General features: G+C 63.4%; 21 protein-coding genes. 5 read left to right on the forward strand and 16 right to left on the reverse strand.

Features of this window, described 5'->3' with window-relative positions; translation table 11 throughout:
• Positions 1 to 72 precede the first annotated feature (72 nt).
• Positions 73 to 1,689: a peptide chain release factor 3 gene (locus tag A3M7_RS0105485; RefSeq protein ID WP_027543015.1), complete on the reverse strand. Its 1,617-nt coding sequence runs from the start codon at positions 1,687 to 1,689 to the stop codon at positions 73 to 75.
• Between the two features lie 158 nt (positions 1,690 to 1,847).
• Between A3M7_RS0105485 and sugE the strand changes: the two genes are divergently transcribed.
• Complete coding sequence (sugE, locus tag A3M7_RS0105490) at positions 1,848 to 2,162, forward strand: quaternary ammonium compound efflux SMR transporter SugE (RefSeq protein WP_027543016.1); 315 nt, start codon at positions 1,848 to 1,850, stop codon at positions 2,160 to 2,162.
• Here sugE and A3M7_RS0105495 read toward each other — a convergent pair.
• From A3M7_RS0105495 to A3M7_RS0105525, 7 genes are all read right to left on the reverse strand, one after another.
• A complete protein-coding gene (locus A3M7_RS0105495) occupies positions 2,155 to 3,162 on the reverse strand; it encodes an inorganic phosphate transporter (protein ID WP_027543017.1) in 1,008 nt (335 codons plus the stop codon). The genes sugE and A3M7_RS0105495 overlap by 8 nt on opposite strands.
• Positions 3,163 to 3,177: 15 nt before the next feature.
• The gene (locus A3M7_RS0105500; protein ID WP_027543018.1) at positions 3,178 to 3,822 is read right to left on the reverse strand and encodes a DUF47 domain-containing protein; all 645 of its coding nucleotides are present in this window, start codon (positions 3,820 to 3,822) and stop codon (positions 3,178 to 3,180) included.
• 157 nt (positions 3,823 to 3,979) lie between these two features.
• Complete coding sequence (locus A3M7_RS0105505) at positions 3,980 to 4,948, reverse strand: branched-chain amino acid ABC transporter permease (RefSeq protein WP_027543019.1); 969 nt, start codon at positions 4,946 to 4,948, stop codon at positions 3,980 to 3,982.
• Between the two features lies 1 nt (position 4,949).
• Complete coding sequence (locus tag A3M7_RS0105510; protein WP_027543020.1) at positions 4,950 to 5,819, reverse strand: branched-chain amino acid ABC transporter permease; 870 nt, start codon at positions 5,817 to 5,819, stop codon at positions 4,950 to 4,952.
• A 67-nt stretch (positions 5,820 to 5,886) separates the two neighbouring features.
• On the reverse strand, positions 5,887 to 7,104 hold the full coding sequence (locus A3M7_RS0105515; RefSeq protein WP_027543021.1) for an ABC transporter substrate-binding protein: 1,218 nt from the start codon (positions 7,102 to 7,104) through the stop codon (positions 5,887 to 5,889).
• A gap of 38 nt (positions 7,105 to 7,142) precedes the next feature.
• Positions 7,143 to 7,889, reverse strand: coding sequence for an ABC transporter ATP-binding protein (locus A3M7_RS0105520; protein ID WP_027543022.1), 747 nt, complete (start codon positions 7,887 to 7,889; stop codon positions 7,143 to 7,145).
• The gene (locus A3M7_RS0105525) at positions 7,882 to 8,637 is read right to left on the reverse strand and encodes an ABC transporter ATP-binding protein (RefSeq protein ID WP_027543023.1); all 756 of its coding nucleotides are present in this window, start codon (positions 8,635 to 8,637) and stop codon (positions 7,882 to 7,884) included. Before A3M7_RS0105525 ends, A3M7_RS0105520 begins: the two co-directional genes overlap by 8 nt.
• Positions 8,638 to 8,947: 310 nt before the next feature.
• Here A3M7_RS0105525 and A3M7_RS0105530 point away from each other — a divergent pair, with 310 nt between their 5' ends.
• Positions 8,948 to 9,628 (forward strand): hypothetical protein, encoded by a 681-nt coding sequence (locus A3M7_RS0105530; protein ID WP_198033714.1) that lies wholly within the window; start codon positions 8,948 to 8,950, stop codon positions 9,626 to 9,628.
• Positions 9,629 to 9,652: 24 nt separating this feature from the next.
• On the opposite strand, the gene A3M7_RS0105535 is transcribed toward A3M7_RS0105530, so the two are convergent.
• Positions 9,653 to 10,006 (reverse strand): ArsC family reductase, encoded by a 354-nt coding sequence (locus A3M7_RS0105535; protein WP_027543025.1) that lies wholly within the window; start codon positions 10,004 to 10,006, stop codon positions 9,653 to 9,655.
• A 107-nt stretch (positions 10,007 to 10,113) separates the two neighbouring features.
• Here A3M7_RS0105535 and A3M7_RS0105540 point away from each other — a divergent pair, with 107 nt between their 5' ends.
• The 3 genes from A3M7_RS0105540 (at position 10,114) to A3M7_RS0105550 (ending at position 12,114) form a co-directional block, all read left to right on the forward strand.
• Complete coding sequence (locus A3M7_RS0105540) at positions 10,114 to 10,485, forward strand: tRNA-binding protein (protein WP_011086810.1); 372 nt, start codon at positions 10,114 to 10,116, stop codon at positions 10,483 to 10,485.
• Positions 10,486 to 10,695: 210 nt separating this feature from the next.
• Positions 10,696 to 11,328 (forward strand): TetR/AcrR family transcriptional regulator, encoded by a 633-nt coding sequence (locus A3M7_RS0105545; protein WP_027543026.1) that lies wholly within the window; start codon positions 10,696 to 10,698, stop codon positions 11,326 to 11,328.
• A 3-nt stretch (positions 11,329 to 11,331) separates the two neighbouring features.
• Positions 11,332 to 12,114, forward strand: a complete 783-nt coding sequence (locus A3M7_RS0105550; RefSeq protein ID WP_027543027.1) for a sulfite exporter TauE/SafE family protein — start codon at positions 11,332 to 11,334, stop codon at positions 12,112 to 12,114.
• A 2-nt stretch (positions 12,115 to 12,116) separates the two neighbouring features.
• On the opposite strand, the gene A3M7_RS0105555 is transcribed toward A3M7_RS0105550, so the two are convergent.
• The 7 genes from A3M7_RS0105555 to A3M7_RS0105585 form a co-directional block, all read right to left on the reverse strand.
• Positions 12,117 to 12,821 (reverse strand): glutathione S-transferase family protein, encoded by a 705-nt coding sequence (locus A3M7_RS0105555; protein ID WP_027543028.1) that lies wholly within the window; start codon positions 12,819 to 12,821, stop codon positions 12,117 to 12,119.
• 105 nt (positions 12,822 to 12,926) lie between these two features.
• Positions 12,927 to 13,070: a hypothetical protein gene (locus A3M7_RS49545; RefSeq protein ID WP_198033706.1), complete on the reverse strand. Its 144-nt coding sequence runs from the start codon at positions 13,068 to 13,070 to the stop codon at positions 12,927 to 12,929.
• A gap of 111 nt (positions 13,071 to 13,181) precedes the next feature.
• Positions 13,182 to 13,847 (reverse strand): DUF429 domain-containing protein, encoded by a 666-nt coding sequence (locus A3M7_RS0105565; RefSeq protein WP_027543029.1) that lies wholly within the window; start codon positions 13,845 to 13,847, stop codon positions 13,182 to 13,184.
• A 30-nt stretch (positions 13,848 to 13,877) separates the two neighbouring features.
• Positions 13,878 to 14,225 carry a carboxymuconolactone decarboxylase family protein gene (locus A3M7_RS0105570; protein ID WP_027543030.1) on the reverse strand — a complete coding sequence of 116 codons (348 nt, stop codon included), beginning with the start codon at positions 14,223 to 14,225 and terminating at the stop codon, positions 13,878 to 13,880.
• Between the two features lie 3 nt (positions 14,226 to 14,228).
• Positions 14,229 to 14,750, reverse strand: coding sequence for an RNA polymerase sigma factor (locus tag A3M7_RS0105575; protein ID WP_027543031.1), 522 nt, complete (start codon positions 14,748 to 14,750; stop codon positions 14,229 to 14,231).
• A complete protein-coding gene (locus A3M7_RS0105580; protein WP_027543032.1) occupies positions 14,747 to 14,956 on the reverse strand; it encodes a DUF2892 domain-containing protein in 210 nt (69 codons plus the stop codon). The genes A3M7_RS0105575 and A3M7_RS0105580 overlap by 4 nt, the downstream gene beginning before the upstream one ends.
• Positions 14,957 to 15,052: 96 nt before the next feature.
• Positions 15,053 to 16,237, reverse strand: a complete 1,185-nt coding sequence (locus A3M7_RS0105585; RefSeq protein ID WP_027543033.1) for a serine hydrolase — start codon at positions 16,235 to 16,237, stop codon at positions 15,053 to 15,055.
• Between the last annotated feature and the right edge of the window lie 31 nt (positions 16,238 to 16,268).

Here is a 16,268-nt window from a genome sequence, read left to right on the forward strand (position 1 = left end):
CGCGGCGTACTGGATGCCCCGGTCAAGCCGAGGCATGACAGCGGGGGGTGGAGTGCGGGCTAAAACGCGCCCTCACTTCTTCTTGACGTCCTTGACGTTGGTGAACTCGATGCCCTCGGCGCGTTCCCTGGTGTAGCCGAGATAGAACTCGTTCCTCGCCAGATAGACGGGATCACCATCGACGTCGTCGGCGATGCTCGAGGTGTTGGCGGCGATGAAGGTGTCGAGCTTCTTGCGATCGTCTGACGAGACCCATCGCGCAAGCTGGAACTCGCTGACCTCGAACTCGACCGGAAGGGAATATTCCGCCTCCAGCCGTGCTTTCAGCACGTCGAGCTGGAGCGCACCGACCACGCCGACCAGCGCCGGCGCACCGTCGCGCGGGCGGAACACCTGCACGACGCCCTCTTCCGACATCTGCTGAAGCGCTTCCTTCAGCTTCTTCGCCTTCATCGCGTCGGTGAGACGCACGCGGCGGACGATTTCCGGCGCAAAGCTCGGCACCCCGACGAAGTTGAAATCCTCGCCCTCGGTCAGCGTGTCGCCGATGCGCAGCGTGCCGTGATTGGGAATGCCGACGACATCGCCGGCAAAGGCCTCGTCCGCCACCGAGCGGTCTTGCGCGAAGAAGAATTGCGGGCTCGACAGCGGCATGCTCTTGCCGGTGCGCACCAGCTTTGCCTTCATTCCGCGGCTGAGCTTGCCCGAGCACAGGCGCGCGAAGGCGATGCGGTCGCGGTGGTTCGGGTCCATGTTCGCCTGGATCTTGAACACGAAGGCGCTCATGCGCGGATCGGTCGCCTCGACCTTGCGCTGGTCGCTCTCCTGCGCACGCGGCTCGGGCGCGAACTTGCCGAGGCCCTCGAGGAGATCGCCGACGCCGAAATTACGCAGCGCGCTGCCGAAATAGACCGGCGTCAGATGGCCCTCGCGAAACGCGTCCAGCTCGAACGGTTTGGACGCCTCGGTGACGAGCTCGAGTTCGTCCTTCACCGCGGAGACGTCGAGATTGGCGTTGAGCTTGGCGAGCTCCTCGATCTCGATCTGCTGCGCCGCGCCGGTCTTGGCGCCGCCGCCTTCGAGCAGGCGCACGCCGCCATTGACGACGTCATAGGTGCCGAGGAAGTCGCGGCCGCGGCCGACCGGCCAGGTCATCGGCGTGGTGTCGAGCGCCAGCGTCTTCTCGATCTCGTCCAGCAGCTCGAAGACGTCGCGGCTCTCGCGGTCCATCTTGTTGATGAAGGTGATGATCGGAATGTCGCGCAGGCGGCAGACCTCGAACAGTTTTCGGGTGCGCGCCTCGATGCCCTTGGCGGCGTCGATGACCATGACGGCGGAGTCGACGGCCGTCAGCGTGCGATAGGTGTCTTCCGAAAAGTCCTCGTGGCCCGGCGTGTCCAAGAGGTTGAACACGAGGCCCTCGAACTCGAAGGTCATCACGGACGTCACGACCGAGATACCGCGCTCGCGCTCGATCTTCATCCAGTCCGAACGCGTGTTGCGCCGCTCGCCCTTGGCCTTGACCTGACCGGCGAGGTTGATGGCGCCGCCGAACAGCAGCAGCTTTTCGGTCAGCGTGGTCTTGCCGGCGTCGGGGTGGGAGATGATCGCAAAGGTCCGCCGCCGCGCCACTTCAGCGGCAAGCGGGGAACGGGCCGGCGATTCGGCTGGAATGGCGATGTCGGACATGGCGGGAGCGTTTGGCAGGGAAAATGGGCCTGATCAAGCCTCATTTGGTGATTGCGGAGCCCTTCGGCCAGCCCCATATCGCCCCTGGGGGAGGACGGCCTTCCTTTTCATCAGCATATCAGCCGCGGGGACGACCCTGCCTTGCACGGAGGGTCGTCATGGCCTGGAGCATCCTATTCGTCGCCGGTCTGCTCGAGATTACCTGGGCGATCGGCCTGAAATATACTGAGGGTTTTACCAGGCTTGTTCCGTCCGTCATCACGCTCGCGGCGATGGCCGGCAGCGTCATCCTGCTCGGACTCGCCCTCAAATCGCTGCCCGTCGGAACCGCCTATGCGGTGTGGACCGGCATCGGCGCGGTCGGCACCGCGACACTTGGCATCATCCTATTCGGTGAGCCGGCCACGGCGTTCCGGCTTGCCAGCATCGGGCTGATCGTCGCCGGCATCGCCGGGCTGAAATTCGTCACCTGACGAAGATCTTGACCGCCCACCAGGTCAGCGCCGCCACGATCGCGGAGGCCGGGATCGTGATCACCCAGGCATAGACGATCGAGCTGGCGACGTTCCAGCGCACCGCGGAGACCCGGCGGGCCGCGCCAACGCCCACGATCGCGCCGGTGATGGTGTGGGTGGTCGAGACGGGAACCCCGAGGAAGGTCGCCATGAACAGGGTCACGGCGCCGCCGGTTTCGGCACAAAAGCCCTGCATCGGGGTCAGCTTGGTGATGCGCAGGCCCATGGTGCGGACGATGCGCCAGCCGCCCATCAGCGTGCCCAGCGCCATCGCCGCCTGGCAGGACAGCACCACCCAGAACGGCACCGAGAATTCGCTGCCAAGTTGGCCCTGCGAATAGAGCAGCACGGCGATGATGCCCATGGTCTTCTGCGCGTCATTGCCGCCATGGCCGAGCGAATAGAGCGAGGCGGAGGCGAATTGCAGGATGCGGAAAGCGCGGTCGACCGCGAACGGCGTCGAGCGCACCGAGGCCCAGGACACGATCGCAACCAGCATCATCGCCAGCAGGAAGCCGACCAGCGGCGACAGCACGATGGCGAGCACGGTCTTGGTCAATCCGCTCCAGACCGCCGCCGAAATCCCCGCTTTGGCCATGCCGCCGCCGATGAGGCCGCCGATGAGCGCGTGGGACGACGAGGACGGAATGCCGAGCGCCCAGGTCACGAGATTCCAGACGATGGCGCCGACGAGGGCCGCGAAGATCACCTGGGCATCGACGATCGAGGGATCGATGATGCCGGTGCCGATGGTCTGGGCGACGTGCAGCCCGAACACCATGAAGGCGACGAAATTGAAGAACGCGGCCCAGAACACCGCGAATTGCGGCCGCAGCACGCGGGTCGAGACGATGGTCGCGATCGAATTGGCGGCGTCATGCAGGCCGTTCAGGAAGTCGAACAGCAGCGCGACGGCGATCAATCCGACGAGGACGGGAAGACCCAACGCAGCATCCACGGCGAGGCCCCTGCCCTAAACTTGCTCGATGACGATGCTGTTGATCTCGTTTGCGACGTCGTCGAAGCGATCGGCGACCTTTTCGAGATGGTCGTAGATCTCGACGCCGACGATGAAATCCATCGCGCTGCCGTCGCGATGCTTGAGGAACAGCTCCTTCATCCCGATGTCGTGGAGATCGTCGACCCGGCCCTCGAGCTTGGTCAGCTCTTCGGTGATCGCGGTCAGCATGGCGACGTTCTTGCCGATCTGCTGCATCAGGGGCAGCGCACGGCCGACCAGATTGGCGCATTCGATCAGCAGCGCGCCGATCTCGCGCATCGGCGGCTCGAAGGCGCGGACCTCGAACAGCATCACGGCCTTGGCGGTCTGCTGCATCTGGTCGATGGCGTCGTCCATCGAGGTGATGAGGTTCTTGATGTCGCCGCGGTCGAACGGCGTGATGAAGGTGCGGCGCACCGCCGTCAGCACCTCACGGGTGATGTTGTCGGCATCGTTCTCGAACTGGTTGACGCGCTGGCAATAGACCGGCGTCTCCTCGCCCCCGTTGAGCATGCCCTGGAGCGCGATCGAGCCCTGGATCACGGTCTGGGCATGGCGGTCGAACAGGTCGAAGAACCGTTCTTCCTTGGGCAGGAAAGCGCGAAACCATCGCATCATGGGGATAGACTACCGGTTGGAAATGGCCCGGCCCGGGAGGGCCGTCACGAAACTGTCATAGACCATTTTCGATCCACGCGCGCACTACCTCACGCCCGCGGAACCGGGATCATCCACCGCTTTCACTCAACCAGTAAACTGACGTTAAATCAATTACTTAGAGCGAACGCCGGAAGTAATGCGCGATTTCGCCGATGACGCCGCGGCGGAAGGTAAGCACGCAGATCACGAAGATCGAGCCCTGGATCACCGTCACCCACTGGCCGAAGCTCGCCAGATATTGCTGCATGGCGATGATCACGAAGGCACCGACCACCGGTCCGAAGATGGTGCCGAGCCCCCCGACCAGCGTCATCAGCACGACTTCGCCGGACATCGACCAGTGTACGTCGGTGAGCGAGGCATTTTGCGCCACGAACACCTTCAGCGCTCCGGCGAAGCCGGCCAGCGTGCCCGACAGGACGAAGGCCATGAACTTGTAGTGGTCGGTCCGGTAGCCGAGCGAGATCGCGCGCTGCTCGTTCTCGCGGATCGACTTCAGCACCTCGCCGAACGGCGAGTTGATGATGCGGAAGATCAACAGGAAGCCAGCGAGGAAGCCGACCAGCACGACATAGTACAGGACCGTCGGCTTGGTGAGATCGAGAACGCCGAACATGCGCCCCTGCGGAATGCCCTGGATGCCGTCCTCGCCATGGGTGAACGGCGCCTGGAGGTAGATGAAGTACAGCAGCTGCGACAGCGCCAGCGTGATCATCGAGAAATAGATGCCCTGGCGGCGGATCGAGATGTAGCCGGTCACGATCGAGAGCACGAAAGCACCGGCGATACCGACGAGGATGCCGAGCTCGGGCGGCAACGCCCACACCTTCAGCGCATGCGCGCTGCAATAGCCGGCCGTCCCCAGGAACATCGCGTGGCCGAACGACAACAGGCCGCCATAGCCGATCAGAAGATTGAAGGCGCAGGCGAGCAACGCGAAGCACAGCGCCTGCATCACGAAGAACGGATAGACCCCCGTGAACGGCACCGACGCCAGCAGCAGCGCCATCACCACAAACACGATCATCTCGTCACGCATCGCGCGCGGGGTCGCCCGCAGCGTATCGTCCGTCAAGGCTGTCATATCAGGCCGCCCTTCCCGTCAATCCCGTTGGCTTCACCAAGAGCACCAGCACCATCAGCACGAACACGACGGTGTTGGAGGCCTCGGGGTAGAAATACTTGGTCAGGCCCTCGATCACGCCGAGCGCGAAACCGGTGATGATCGAGCCCATGATCGATCCCATGCCGCCGATCACCACCACGGCGAACACGACGATGATGAGGTCGGCGCCCATCAGCGGCCGCACCTGGTTGATCGGCGCCGAGAGCACGCCCGCGAGCGCGGCCAGACCTACGCCGAGACCGTAGGTCAGCGTGATCATGCGCGGCACGTTGATGCCGAAGGCGCGGACCAGCGTCGGATTTTCGGTGGCGGCGCGCAGATAGGCGCCGAGCCGCGTCTTCTCGATCAGGAACCACGTCGCGATGCACACCGCCAGAGAGAACACGACGACCCAGCCGCGATAGATCGGCAGAAACATGAAGCCGAGATTCATGCCGCCCTTGAGCTGGTCCGGAATGGCGTAAGGCAGGCCGGAGGAGCCGAAATAGTTCTGGAACACGCCCTGCACGATCAGCGCGATGCCGAAGGTCAGCAGCAGGCCGTAGAGATGGTCGAGCCCGGTCAGCCATTGCAGCATGGTCCGCTCCAGGATCATGCCGAAGATGCCGACGACGATCGGGGCGACGATCAATGCTGGCCAGTAGCCAATACTGAGATAGTCGTTGTTGAGCAGAAAATAGGCCACGAAAGCGCCCATCATGTAGAGCGCGCCGTGGGCGAAATTGATGATGTTGAGCATGCCGAAGATCACGGCAAGCCCGAGACTGAGCAGCGCGTAGAACGAGCCGTTGATCAGTCCCACCAGTAGCTGTGCGTAGAGAGCCTGCATCAGGATTAGCTTCCGCCACCAAAATGAAAGCCCGCCGGCGGCACGACCGCCCGGCGGGCCACGAGAGTTACTTCTTCACCAGCGGACAGACGCTCTCGGAGAGCGGCCGGAACGCCTGGTCCGCGGGAACGGTGCCCACCAGCTTATAGTAGTCCCACGGCCCCTTCGATTCCGAAGGCTTCTTGACCTCGAACAGGTAGGCCGGGTGAATCTTGCGGCCATCGACCCGGATACTGCCCTGACCGAACAGCGGATCGTCGGTCTGCATCGACTTCATCTTCTCGACCATTTTGGCGCCGTCATGCGGATTGCCGCCCGTCGCCTCCAGTGCCTTGAAGTAATGGATCAGTCCCGAATAGACACCGGCCTGCACCATCGAAGGCTTCGCCTTGTTCTTCATGCGCTCCGAAAAGCGCTTGGAGAAGGCCCGCGTTCCGTCGTTGAGATCCCAATAGAAGGTTTCGGTGAAATTGAGCCCTTGCGCCACGTTCAGGCCGAGCGAGTGAACGTCGGTGATGAACAACAGCAGCCCGGCAAGCTTCTGCCCGCCAGCAACGATGCCGAACTCGGCGGCCTGCTTGATCGAATTGGTGGTATCGCCGCCGGCATTCGCAAGTCCGACGATCTTCGCCTTCGATGCCTGTGCCTGCAAAAGGAACGAGGAGAAGTCTGAGGAATTGAGCGGATGCTTGACGCTGCCGAGCACCTTGCCGCCCGCCTTTTGCACCACCGCCGCCGTGTCGCGCTCCAGCGCCGCGCCGAACGCATAGTCGGCCGTCAGGAAGAACCAGGAATCGCCGCCAGCCTTCACCAGCGCCTGACCGGTGCTGTTGGCCAGCATGTAGGTATCATAGACCCAGTGGATGGTGTTCGGCGAACATTGGGCGTTCGTCAGATCCGACGTCGCCGCACCCGTGTCGATCAGGATCGAATTCTTCTCCTTGACGACGTTGTTGACCGCGAGTGCGACACCGGAGTTCAGCACATCCATGAAGATGTCGACCTTCTCGACGTCGATCCATTGGCGCGCGATGGTGGTGGCGATATCGGGCTTGTTCTGATGATCGGCGGAGATCAAGTCGACCTTCCAGCCCTTGGCGGCAAGCCCGGAATCCTCGATCGCCATCTGGGCTGCCAGCGTGGAGCCCGCGCCACCGAGGTCGGAATAGAGACCGGAATTATCGGTCAGCACGCCGATCTTGACGGTCTTGTCCTGTGCCGACGCGCCGCTTGCGACGAATCCCAACGCCATGCCGAGAAGAAGCGCAGAAAAATGCTGTTTCATATTTCCTCCGGAAAATCCTCTATTGAATGCCTCGGGCGTCAGACGCCGAGATAGGTATGCAGCTTGTTCATGTTCGCAGACAGTTCCGAGTTCGAAAAACCGTCGATCACCTTGCCGTGCTCGACGATGTAATAGCGGTCGGCCACGGTGGATGCGAAGCGGAAGTTCTGCTCGACGAGGAGGATCGTGAAACCCTCCTTCTTGAGCCGCGCAATGGTGTGGCCGATCTGCTGGATGATGACGGGCGCAAGGCCCTCGGTCGGCTCGTCCAGCATCAGGAAGCTCGCGCCGGTGCGCAGGATGCGCGCGATCGCCAGCATCTGCTGCTCGCCGCCGGACAGCTTGGTGCCCTGGCTGTTGAGCCGCTCCTTCAGGTTCGGAAACAGGTCGAAGATCTGCTCGAGCGGCAGTCCGCCTTCGCGGACGACCGGCGGCAATAGCAAATTCTCCCGCACGTCGAGGCTGGCGAAGATCCCCCGCTCTTCCGGGCAGAACGCGATGCCCATGCGCGCGATCTTGTCGGAGGTCGCGCGGATGATCTCCTGGTTGTTGAATTTCACCGAGCCGGTACGCTTGCCGATGATGCCCATGATCGACTTCAGCGTGGTCGTCTTGCCGGCGCCGTTGCGCCCGAGCAGGGTGACGACCTCGCCCGCGTTCACGTCGAAATTGATCCCATGCAGGATGTGGGACTCGCCGTACCAGGCCTCGAGGTTACGGACCTGGAGGATGTTTCCGCCGCTCGCAGCCTTTGCCGGAGCCTCGGCTATCGCAGTGTCAGGCATGACCGGCTCCCAAATAGGCTTCCTTGACGCGCTCGTCCTTGGTGAGCTCGCTGTAATGGCCCTGCGCAAGCACCTGCCCGCGCGTCAGCACGGTGATGATGTCGGAGAGATTGGCCACGACGCTCAAATTATGCTCGACCATCAGGATGGTGTATTTCGCGGAGATGCGCTTGATCAGCGCCGCGATCTTGTCGATGTCCTCGTGGCCCATGCCGGCCATCGGCTCGTCCAGCAACATCATCTCGGGGTCGAGTGCGAGCGTGGTTGCAATCTCGAGTGCGCGCTTGCGCCCGTAGGGCATCTCGACCGCAGGCGTATTGGCAAACTCGCTGAGGCCGACATCGTTCAACAGATCACGTGCTCGATCGTTGAAGCGGTTGAGCACGGACTTGGAGCGCCAGAAATCGAAGGAACTGCCGTGCTGGCGCTGGAGTGCGACGCGAACGTTTTCCAGAGCAGTCATGTGCGGAAACACCGCCGAGATCTGGAACGATCGCACCAGTCCCATGCGGGCCACGTCGGCCGGCGCCATCGCAGTGATGTCCTGGCCCTTGTACAGGATCTTCCCGGCGGACGGCTTGAGGAACTTGGTCAGAAGATTGAAGCACGTCGTCTTGCCGGCGCCGTTCGGGCCGATCAACGCGTGAATGCTCCCACGGCGGACCTTGAGCGCAACGTCGCGGACAGCGAAGAAGCCCGCGAACTCCTTGGTCAAGCCTTCCGTCTCGAGAATGAACTCATCGGCCAAACAGATTTCCCCCTGCCCGCGCGACCCGCGTGGCTGTCCTTGTTGCTTCGGCTTTCAGGAGGCCTTGGAGCCTTCCCGGAACGCCGCCTCCGGGCGCGGAATATGCCGGAGGTGACGGGGGTTAGGCAAGGCGGAAAGCTGAGCAGATCAGGTCTCCGGCTGGGATACGAATGCTCCCTTAGTCGGAGATGTTTTGATGTCACGCCTGCCCGGCCTTCCGGTTCACGAAAGCACCGGTCATCAAGCCGTCGTTAACGGTCTTTCGTCCGGCGCGCCAGCCTTCATAGAATATTTTCCCGCAACGTGGATGATGCGCGGGTTTCGATCTGCCGGGAATATTGTTTTGGATTTCGCAAGCGCAGCTCCCTCCGTCGTCAAGTCGATCAGGCAACGTGATCTCCTGAACACGTGGCTGCGCCTCTATGCGCGCCAGCGGATCGCGCCGGCGATCTGGGAGTACCAGCCTGCGCGGCTCGAGGAAGAGCTGTCCGATCTCATCTATTACACGGTGGACACCTCGACTCCGGTGCCGCGCCTCGTCATCCAGAGCGAAGGCACGCGGATTTCGCGCGCCTATGGACATACCGGCAAGGGCGTGCCGCTGGATGAATATATCGGGCCGCGGCTCGTGCCCTCCGTGATGCCCATCTATTACGAATGCGTCGCGCGCGGGCTTCCGGTCTACAGCGTTGCCGATGTCGACGACATCTACGGGCGCATCGTCGCCTACGAGCGACTGCTGCTGCCGTTCCTGACCGACGGCAAGGTCTGTCACATCATCGCCTCGCTCAAGACCTTCTGCGAGGACGGCGGCTTCGAGATCAAGAATCTGATGCGCGGAAATGACGCGCTGCCGCGCCCGAAATTGCGCGCCGTGATCGATCGCGATCTCTTTCATCGCGCCCCCGGCCGTATCGCGGCCGCCGACGTCGTCGAGTTCGCGGACCGGTCCGGTCCCGCCGACGCCACCGAGATCATCGAGCTGAACTAGCCTTCAGCGCGAATTGGCGCCGGCCTACTTCGTCCTGACGTCCTTGGCGTAGATGTCCGGCTTGAAGCCGACCAGCAGCTTGCCGCCGACTTCCAGCACCGGACGCTTGATCATCGATGGTTGCGCTAGCATCAACGCCAGTGCCTTCTTCTCGGTGAGGCCTTCCTTGTCGGCGTCGGGCAGCTTCTTGAAGGTCGTGCCGGCGCGATTGAGCAGCGTCTCCCAGCCGAGCTTGTCGCTCCACTGCTTGAGCTTGTCCTTCTCGACGCCGGCCGCCTTGTAGTCGTGAAACTCATAGGCAACGCCATGGCTGTCGAGCCAGGCGCGGGCCTTCTTCATGGTGTCGCAGTTCTTGATGCCGTAGATGATGTTGGGCAAGACGCTCCTCGCGCATGCGTGATGCTTCGGCTGCGGCGTTGTACGAAACTCCGGTTCGCGCGACAATATTGCGAGCGATGCTTTCGAACTCTGTCAACGGACACATCATGCACGTCACTCACGATCCCGCCGCGGCCCCGTCGCCGACCATCGACTTCAACAGCTTCCTCGCGGTCGATATCCGCGTCGGCACCATCGTCGATGCCAAGCCGTTTCCGGAGGCACGCAAGCCGGCCTGGCGGCTGTGGATCGACTTCGGCCCGGCGATCGGCGTGCGCAAGAGCTCGGCGCAGATCACCGAGAACCATCCGCTGGAAACGCTGGTGGGACAACAGGTCGCGGCCGTCGTCAATTTCCCCCCGCGCCAGATCGGGCCCGTCGTGTCGGAAGTGCTGACGCTCGGTTTCCCCGATGCCGACGGCAAGGTCGTGCTGGTGCAGCCGGGCAAGCCCGTGCCGAACGGCGGACGGCTGTTCTAGCGGCACAGCATCGCGAGCCAAGCCGTCGCTTCGGCTCGCCAGCCGTTACTCCTCCTGTTCCTCGGCCTGGGGGCCATCCGGACTTGACCAAAACCCTTTGTTCATTTAAAAATGACTGATCGATCGTTTTTTATTTTTTGGGCCGACATTCACGCCGTTTCCGACGAATCGCTAAAACGATCGATCAGTCATTTATTTATGGACGCCCTGATGCCCAAGATCAGCGACAAGCAGCGTGAAGGCCGGCGGCAGCAGATCCTCGAGGCCGCCCTCGCCTGCTTCGCCGAGAACGGCTTTCACCAGACCGGCATGGCCGACATCGTGAAGCGGTCGGGGCTGAGCCATGGCGCGGTCTATCTCTACTTCCAGAGCAAGGGCGACCTGATCGAGGCGCTCGCTGACGACCGGCATCGCCGTGAGGCCGTGCTCAACTCGGTCGCGCAGGGATCGGGCGATCCGATCGAAGGCCTTCACGCGCTGGTCCGGGTTTACGCGCAATGGCTCACCGATCCCGCCGGCGAAGCGCGGCGGCGCGTCGGCATCCATGGCTGGGCCGAAGCGCTGCGCAACCGCCGCGTCCGCACCAGCGTCGTCGAGGGCATCGAGATGCCGCGTGCCCTGATCGTGGCGCTGGTCGAGCGAGCCCAGCACGACGGCCTCGTCAAGCGCGACCTCGGCGCCGACGCCATCGCGCGCGTGCTGATCGCGATCTTCCAGGGCTTTGTGCTGCAAAAATGCTGGGGCGAGGACTTTGACGTCGATGCCTGCATGGCGACAGTCGATGCGGTGATCGACGGCTTCCGCACGACGAAGCCGGACGTCAAGCGACGAACCCGGGCTTGAGCCATGTCCTGGATTGTCGAACTGCTCGCAGGAATCGGCGTCGGCCTCGTCGGCGGCGTGACCTCGGGCTTCATGGGCACGAGCCCGGGCGGCGGTCTCGTGATCTTTTCTGTTCTGCTGCTCGGCGCTGAGCAGCACGTCGCCCAGGGCACCTCGCTGATCACGCAGGTCCCGCCAACCGGCCTCGCCGGTGTGCGCCGCTACTGGCAGAGCGGCAATCGCAGTCCGCTGCAATGGATCGTCTGGATCGGCATCGGATTTCTCGCCGGTGGCGCGGGCGGCGGCTATGCCGCGGCCGCCGTGTCCGATGCAGTCCTGCAATGGACCTACGTCGTCTACCTCGCTCTCTTGATCGCGGCCCTGCTGCTGCGCCGTGACCGTAAGGACGGTGCTGGCGCGGCCGGCGATCCCGCCGAATTGCCGTGGCTTCCGCTGTTCCTCATCGGCACGCTGGCCGGCTTTTCCTCCGGCTTCATGGGCATCGGCGGCGGCCTTGCGATCACCGTCGGCCTCGCAGCGGGCCTGCGCGTGCCGCAACACCAGGCGCAACTCGTCAGCCTCGTCTTCTCGGTGATCCCGACCAACATTCCCGCGGCGTGGATCTACTGGAGCAAGGGGCTCATGGTCGGGTGGCCGGCCATAACAGGCATTGTTATCGGCCTCTGGGTCGGCACCGATCTCGGCGCACGCATGGCCAATGGTGTCAGCAAGTCGGTGCTGCGCCGGGTCATGATCGCCCTCGTCTCGCTGATGGCGCTCTACATGACCCACAAGGCGCTCAGCTAGTTTCACGGACGCTTCGGGATGTTCAACCCGCGCTGCACGGCGGGACGCGCCAGGCCGCGTTCGAGCCAGGCAGCAACCGATTTGAACCGGGTGAATTCGATGAGGTCACCGGCGCCGTAGAAACCGATGAGGTTGCGCACCCAGCCGAGCATGGAGATATCGGCGATGGTGTAGGCGTCATCCATGAACCATTCCCGGCCGGCCAGATGCGTCTCCATCACGCCGAGCAGACGCCTGGACTCGCCCACGTACCGTTCGAGCGGCCGCTTGTCCTCGAAATCCTTGCCGGCGAATTTGTGGAAGAAACCGACCTGGCCGAACATCGGCCCGATGCCGCCCATCTGGAAATGCACCCACTGGATGGCCTGGTAGCGGCGCGCCGCATCCTGCGGCAGCAGCTTGCCGGTCTTCTCCGCGAGGTATTGCAGGATCGCTCCGGATTCGAACAGCGGCAGCGGCCTGCCGCCGGGACCGTTGGGATCGAGGATCGCGGGAATCTTGCCGTTCGGATTAAGCGACAGAAACTCTGATGTCTTCTGGTCGTCCTTGTTGAAGTCGACGAGATGGACTTCGTAAGGCAGCCCGATCTCCTCCAGCATGATCGAAACCTTGACGCCGTTCGGCGTCGGCAGCGAATAGAGCTGAAGCAGCTCCGGATGCTCGGCCGTCCAGCGCTTGGTGATGGGAAAGGTAGAGAGATCGGACATCGGGACCCCGGCATCGTTCGTGAGATTGTCGCCTAATCTAGGCGAGCGGACGAACGGCACAAGACCGATGCAGAGATCACATGATCTTTTCGCACAGGAGTTGGATCACAGCCGCGGCAGCAAGTGACTTGTCGCATACGCGATGTCGCGCTGCGCACGTTGCTTGATGAAGAGCTGCCCGGTGACGAGCAGGGCTCCGATGAAAACGAGCGCGAGCAGCGCGGTCGCGAATTGACTGGTATCATTCATCGCGAAAGTTCTCTGTAATCCCTTCGCACGGGGAACGCGGGCCGACCACCCGCAGTTCCTATATCTGTCAAATAAATTGCCGCTTTATCCCGAGTGCACCTTGGCGCCGCCTCAATAATTGATCTCCATCCGCAATCCGCGCGGATCGATCTCGCCATCGCCGACCGACTGCGTGCTGTCGCGCGCCGCGATCGCGCAGGCGCAGGCGTCGATGAGATCGTCGCGGCCGATGCCGGTGCCGTGGCGCTGCGTCAGCCATTTCCGCAAGCGTGTGAAGCCGCGTCGCTCCAGCAGCGCGATGCGTTGTTCGCGGCCTTGCGCTGACGTCTTGCTGTCGAGCCGCAGGCGGCCGGCGAGATTCCAGAAGATCAACTCCGGATGCGCCTCGCCCATCATCGCTTGCCGCGTGGGCGTCATGATCTCGTCGACCTCCCTGATCTTGTCCCTGATGTTCCAGAGCTGCGCCGACACGCCCCTGCCCTTGCCCTCGCGCGTCCAGTAGTGACGATTGGCTGTCGCCATGTCGGGAAATGTCCAGAGGTCCCGGCGCGCGCCGAGAAACACGGCGGGGCCAACCAGTTCGCGGGCGCGCAAGTCGCACGTTCGATAACCGCTCGGATTCAATCCGATCGGCATGTCGATCATCGCGCGCGCATGCGGCGTCGCGAGCAAGCGCATCAGCCCCGGCGAATAGTCGAAGCCGTGATCGCCGTGCTCGTCGATCCAGGCCGCGACCCAGCCGTAACGAAATCCGTCGAGGCCGAGATAGTTGCTCACGCGCACGATCCAGTCACCGACCGATGCAGCTCATCCCGCCCCCTCGCCTCGATGTCGCTCGAACAGGCGTTGCGCCAACAGCGCATGGCCGAGCGTGCCGCCGGCGCGGACCGCGGCGGCGATCAACGCGGCTTCCGCGACCTCCTCGCGCGTCGCACCGGCCTTCGCCGCCCGTGCCGTATGCACGTCGAGGCAATAAGCGCATTGCGTGGTGAGCGCGACCGCGAGCGAGATCAGCTCGCGATATTTCGGCGGGATCAAGCCGTCCTTGCGCTCGACGGCATGATTGAAGGCGAGGAAGGCGTTGGCCTCGACCGGCGCGAGCGCAACGAAGGCCGGGACGGATTTCAGGTCATCGGGATTTTGATAATCGGTCATGTCTCATCTCGTCAGATATTCGCGCATCAAGGCGCGGGCGCGATGCAGGCGGGCCTTGACGGTCTGCCTGGACGCGCCGAGTGCGACGGCGATTTCGTCGATGGTCATTTCCTTGACGTCGCGCATCAGCGCGACGTCGCGATAGTGCGGCGGCAGCGCTTCGAAAGCCGCGGCCACGTCGAGCCGCAGATCCGCCTCCGGCCGCGACAGCAGTGCGGCCTCCGCTTCACTGAAATCGATGGCCGGCACAAGGCCGGCCTTGCGCGCAAGCCGCAGGCATTCGCGGCGGACCACGCTGAACAGCCAGGCGGAAAACGCCAGCAGCGAGCGGATTCTGCCGACATGGCGGAACAGAATCCACAGCGCCTCCTGCGTCGCATCCTCGGCATCCGCCGAGCTGCGGCAGCTCGCGCGCGCGTAGCGGCGGATATCGGGCTGCGCCGTCGCCAGCAGCGACGCGATCGCCTCGGGATCGCCGAGGCGCGCAGCCTCGAACAGGTTGGGCGGGATCGCAGCCGCACTCACGACACGCCTCCTCGTCCGATCCCGGCCATCGCGCACATCGGGCAGTAGCCGACGAGGCCGGTCAGCGCGACGCCTGCGCCGCCGAGCGCGACCAGCCACGCCGCAAGCCCGGACAGATACGCGAACCCGGCAATCACGACCGCAAGTCCGAGCGCTACCCGCACCGCCTGATGCAGGCCACCGATGTTCTTCCTGTAAAGTCCCATCACATCCTCCGACACGAGCCTAGGCGAAATGCCTCGACGACAAGGAGGACGCGACGGGCGAAAAGGATTCGCGGAGGCCTGCAATTTTTTACGCGGTCAGCCTCCGACCGCCTGGTAGGCCAGGCGCTTGAACTCGAAGAAGAACGGATTCCAGAAGCCCATGTAGCGCTGGGCCATCAGGACACCCGCGGTATTGGCCTGCGGGCAGATCCACCAATGGGTGCCGGCAAGCCCGCCCCACTGGAATTCGCCGGTGGAATTCGGCGGATCGAACGGCGTTGGCGCGAAGGTGACGGCGCCGCCGAGACCAAAACCCTTGCCGGGCATCGGCCCGAGATTGGCGAAACGGATGGTCTGCCCTGCGGGCAGCTGGTTCGTCATCATCTGCCGCAGCGTGTCCGGCTTCAGCAGCGTATCCGACCCGGGCACCAATGCGCGCACCAGCGCGAGCATGTCCGGCAGCGTCGAGACCAGACCTCCCCCGCCGGAGAGCCGCGGGAACGGACGGCGATAGGCCTGCGGATAAGGCAGATTGTCGGCCCGCGTCAGGCCGGGCTTCATCGGGTCGAGCACGTCGGCACCGGTGTAGAGCGCGACCAGCCTGCCCAGCTGCGCTTCGGGCACGTAAAATCCGGTGTCGGTCATGCCGAGCGGATCGAAAATTCGCGCCTTGAGGAAGGCATCGAGGGATGTTCCGGAGACGACCTCGACGACGCGGCCGAGCACGTCGGTCGCCACTGAATATTCCCAGCCGTTGCCGGGATGATAGGACAGCGGCAGATCGGCGAGCTGGTCGATCATGTCGGTCAGCGGCGTCAGCGGATTGAGCACGCGCGCCTCGTTATAGCCTTTGAACAGCACCGCGCCGGGATCGAAGATGCCATAGCTGAGGCCGGAGGTGTGGGTCAGGAGCTGGCGGATCGTGATCGAGCCCTTCGCCGGCTCGACATCGGCAAGGCCCGACGCGCCCTGCTTCAGCACCTTGCGATTGCCGAGCTGCGGCAGGAATTTTTCGACGACATCGTCAAGCCCGATGCGGCCCTCTTCCGTCAGAAGCATGATCGCGCACGTGACGAAGATCTTGGTATTCGAAAACGCGCGGAAAATGTGGTCGGTCCGGAGCGCGGTTTTCGCTTCGCGGTCGGCAAGCCCGACGCATTGCTGGTCAACGACCTCCCGGCCGCGCAGCACCGCCCAGGACACGCCGGGAATGATCTCCTGATCGACGTAGCGCTGCATCGCCGTCCGTACGGCGGAAAAATCGGTTGTCCTGGCGTCCATGTGTTTCCCCCAATTGTGGTTCGGACGGATA

Origin of the sequence: Bradyrhizobium sp. WSM2254, assembly GCF_000472645.1 — a bacterium.
Taxonomy (GTDB): domain Bacteria; phylum Pseudomonadota; class Alphaproteobacteria; order Rhizobiales; family Xanthobacteraceae; genus Bradyrhizobium; species Bradyrhizobium niftali.

Coding starts and splice junctions, on each gene's coding strand:
- A3M7_RS0105510 (WP_027543020.1), bottom strand. CDS start 5,819: ATGCAGGCTCTCTACGCACAGCTACTGGTGGGACTGATCAACGGCTCG.
- A3M7_RS0105520 (WP_027543022.1), bottom strand. CDS start 7,889: ATGCCTGACACTGCGATAGCCGAGGCTCCGGCAAAGGCTGCGAGCGGC.
- A3M7_RS0105555 (WP_027543028.1), bottom strand. CDS start 12,821: ATGTCCGATCTCTCTACCTTTCCCATCACCAAGCGCTGGACGGCCGAG.
- A3M7_RS0105515 (WP_027543021.1), bottom strand. CDS start 7,104: ATGAAACAGCATTTTTCTGCGCTTCTTCTCGGCATGGCGTTGGGATTC.
- A3M7_RS0105550 (WP_027543027.1), top strand. CDS start 11,332: ATGTCCTGGATTGTCGAACTGCTCGCAGGAATCGGCGTCGGCCTCGTC.
- A3M7_RS0105545 (WP_027543026.1), top strand. CDS start 10,696: ATGCCCAAGATCAGCGACAAGCAGCGTGAAGGCCGGCGGCAGCAGATC.
- sugE (WP_027543016.1), top strand. CDS start 1,848: ATGGCCTGGAGCATCCTATTCGTCGCCGGTCTGCTCGAGATTACCTGG.
- A3M7_RS49545 (WP_198033706.1), bottom strand. CDS start 13,070: ATGAATGATACCAGTCAATTCGCGACCGCGCTGCTCGCGCTCGTTTTC.
- A3M7_RS0105485 (WP_027543015.1), bottom strand. CDS start 1,689: ATGTCCGACATCGCCATTCCAGCCGAATCGCCGGCCCGTTCCCCGCTT.
- A3M7_RS0105540 (WP_011086810.1), top strand. CDS start 10,114: ATGCACGTCACTCACGATCCCGCCGCGGCCCCGTCGCCGACCATCGAC.
- A3M7_RS0105585 (WP_027543033.1), bottom strand. CDS start 16,237: ATGGACGCCAGGACAACCGATTTTTCCGCCGTACGGACGGCGATGCAG.
- A3M7_RS0105500 (WP_027543018.1), bottom strand. CDS start 3,822: ATGATGCGATGGTTTCGCGCTTTCCTGCCCAAGGAAGAACGGTTCTTC.
- A3M7_RS0105570 (WP_027543030.1), bottom strand. CDS start 14,225: ATGACCGATTATCAAAATCCCGATGACCTGAAATCCGTCCCGGCCTTC.
- A3M7_RS0105530 (WP_198033714.1), top strand. CDS start 8,948: ATGCGCGGGTTTCGATCTGCCGGGAATATTGTTTTGGATTTCGCAAGC.
- A3M7_RS0105580 (WP_027543032.1), bottom strand. CDS start 14,956: ATGGGACTTTACAGGAAGAACATCGGTGGCCTGCATCAGGCGGTGCGG.
- A3M7_RS0105505 (WP_027543019.1), bottom strand. CDS start 4,948: ATGACAGCCTTGACGGACGATACGCTGCGGGCGACCCCGCGCGCGATG.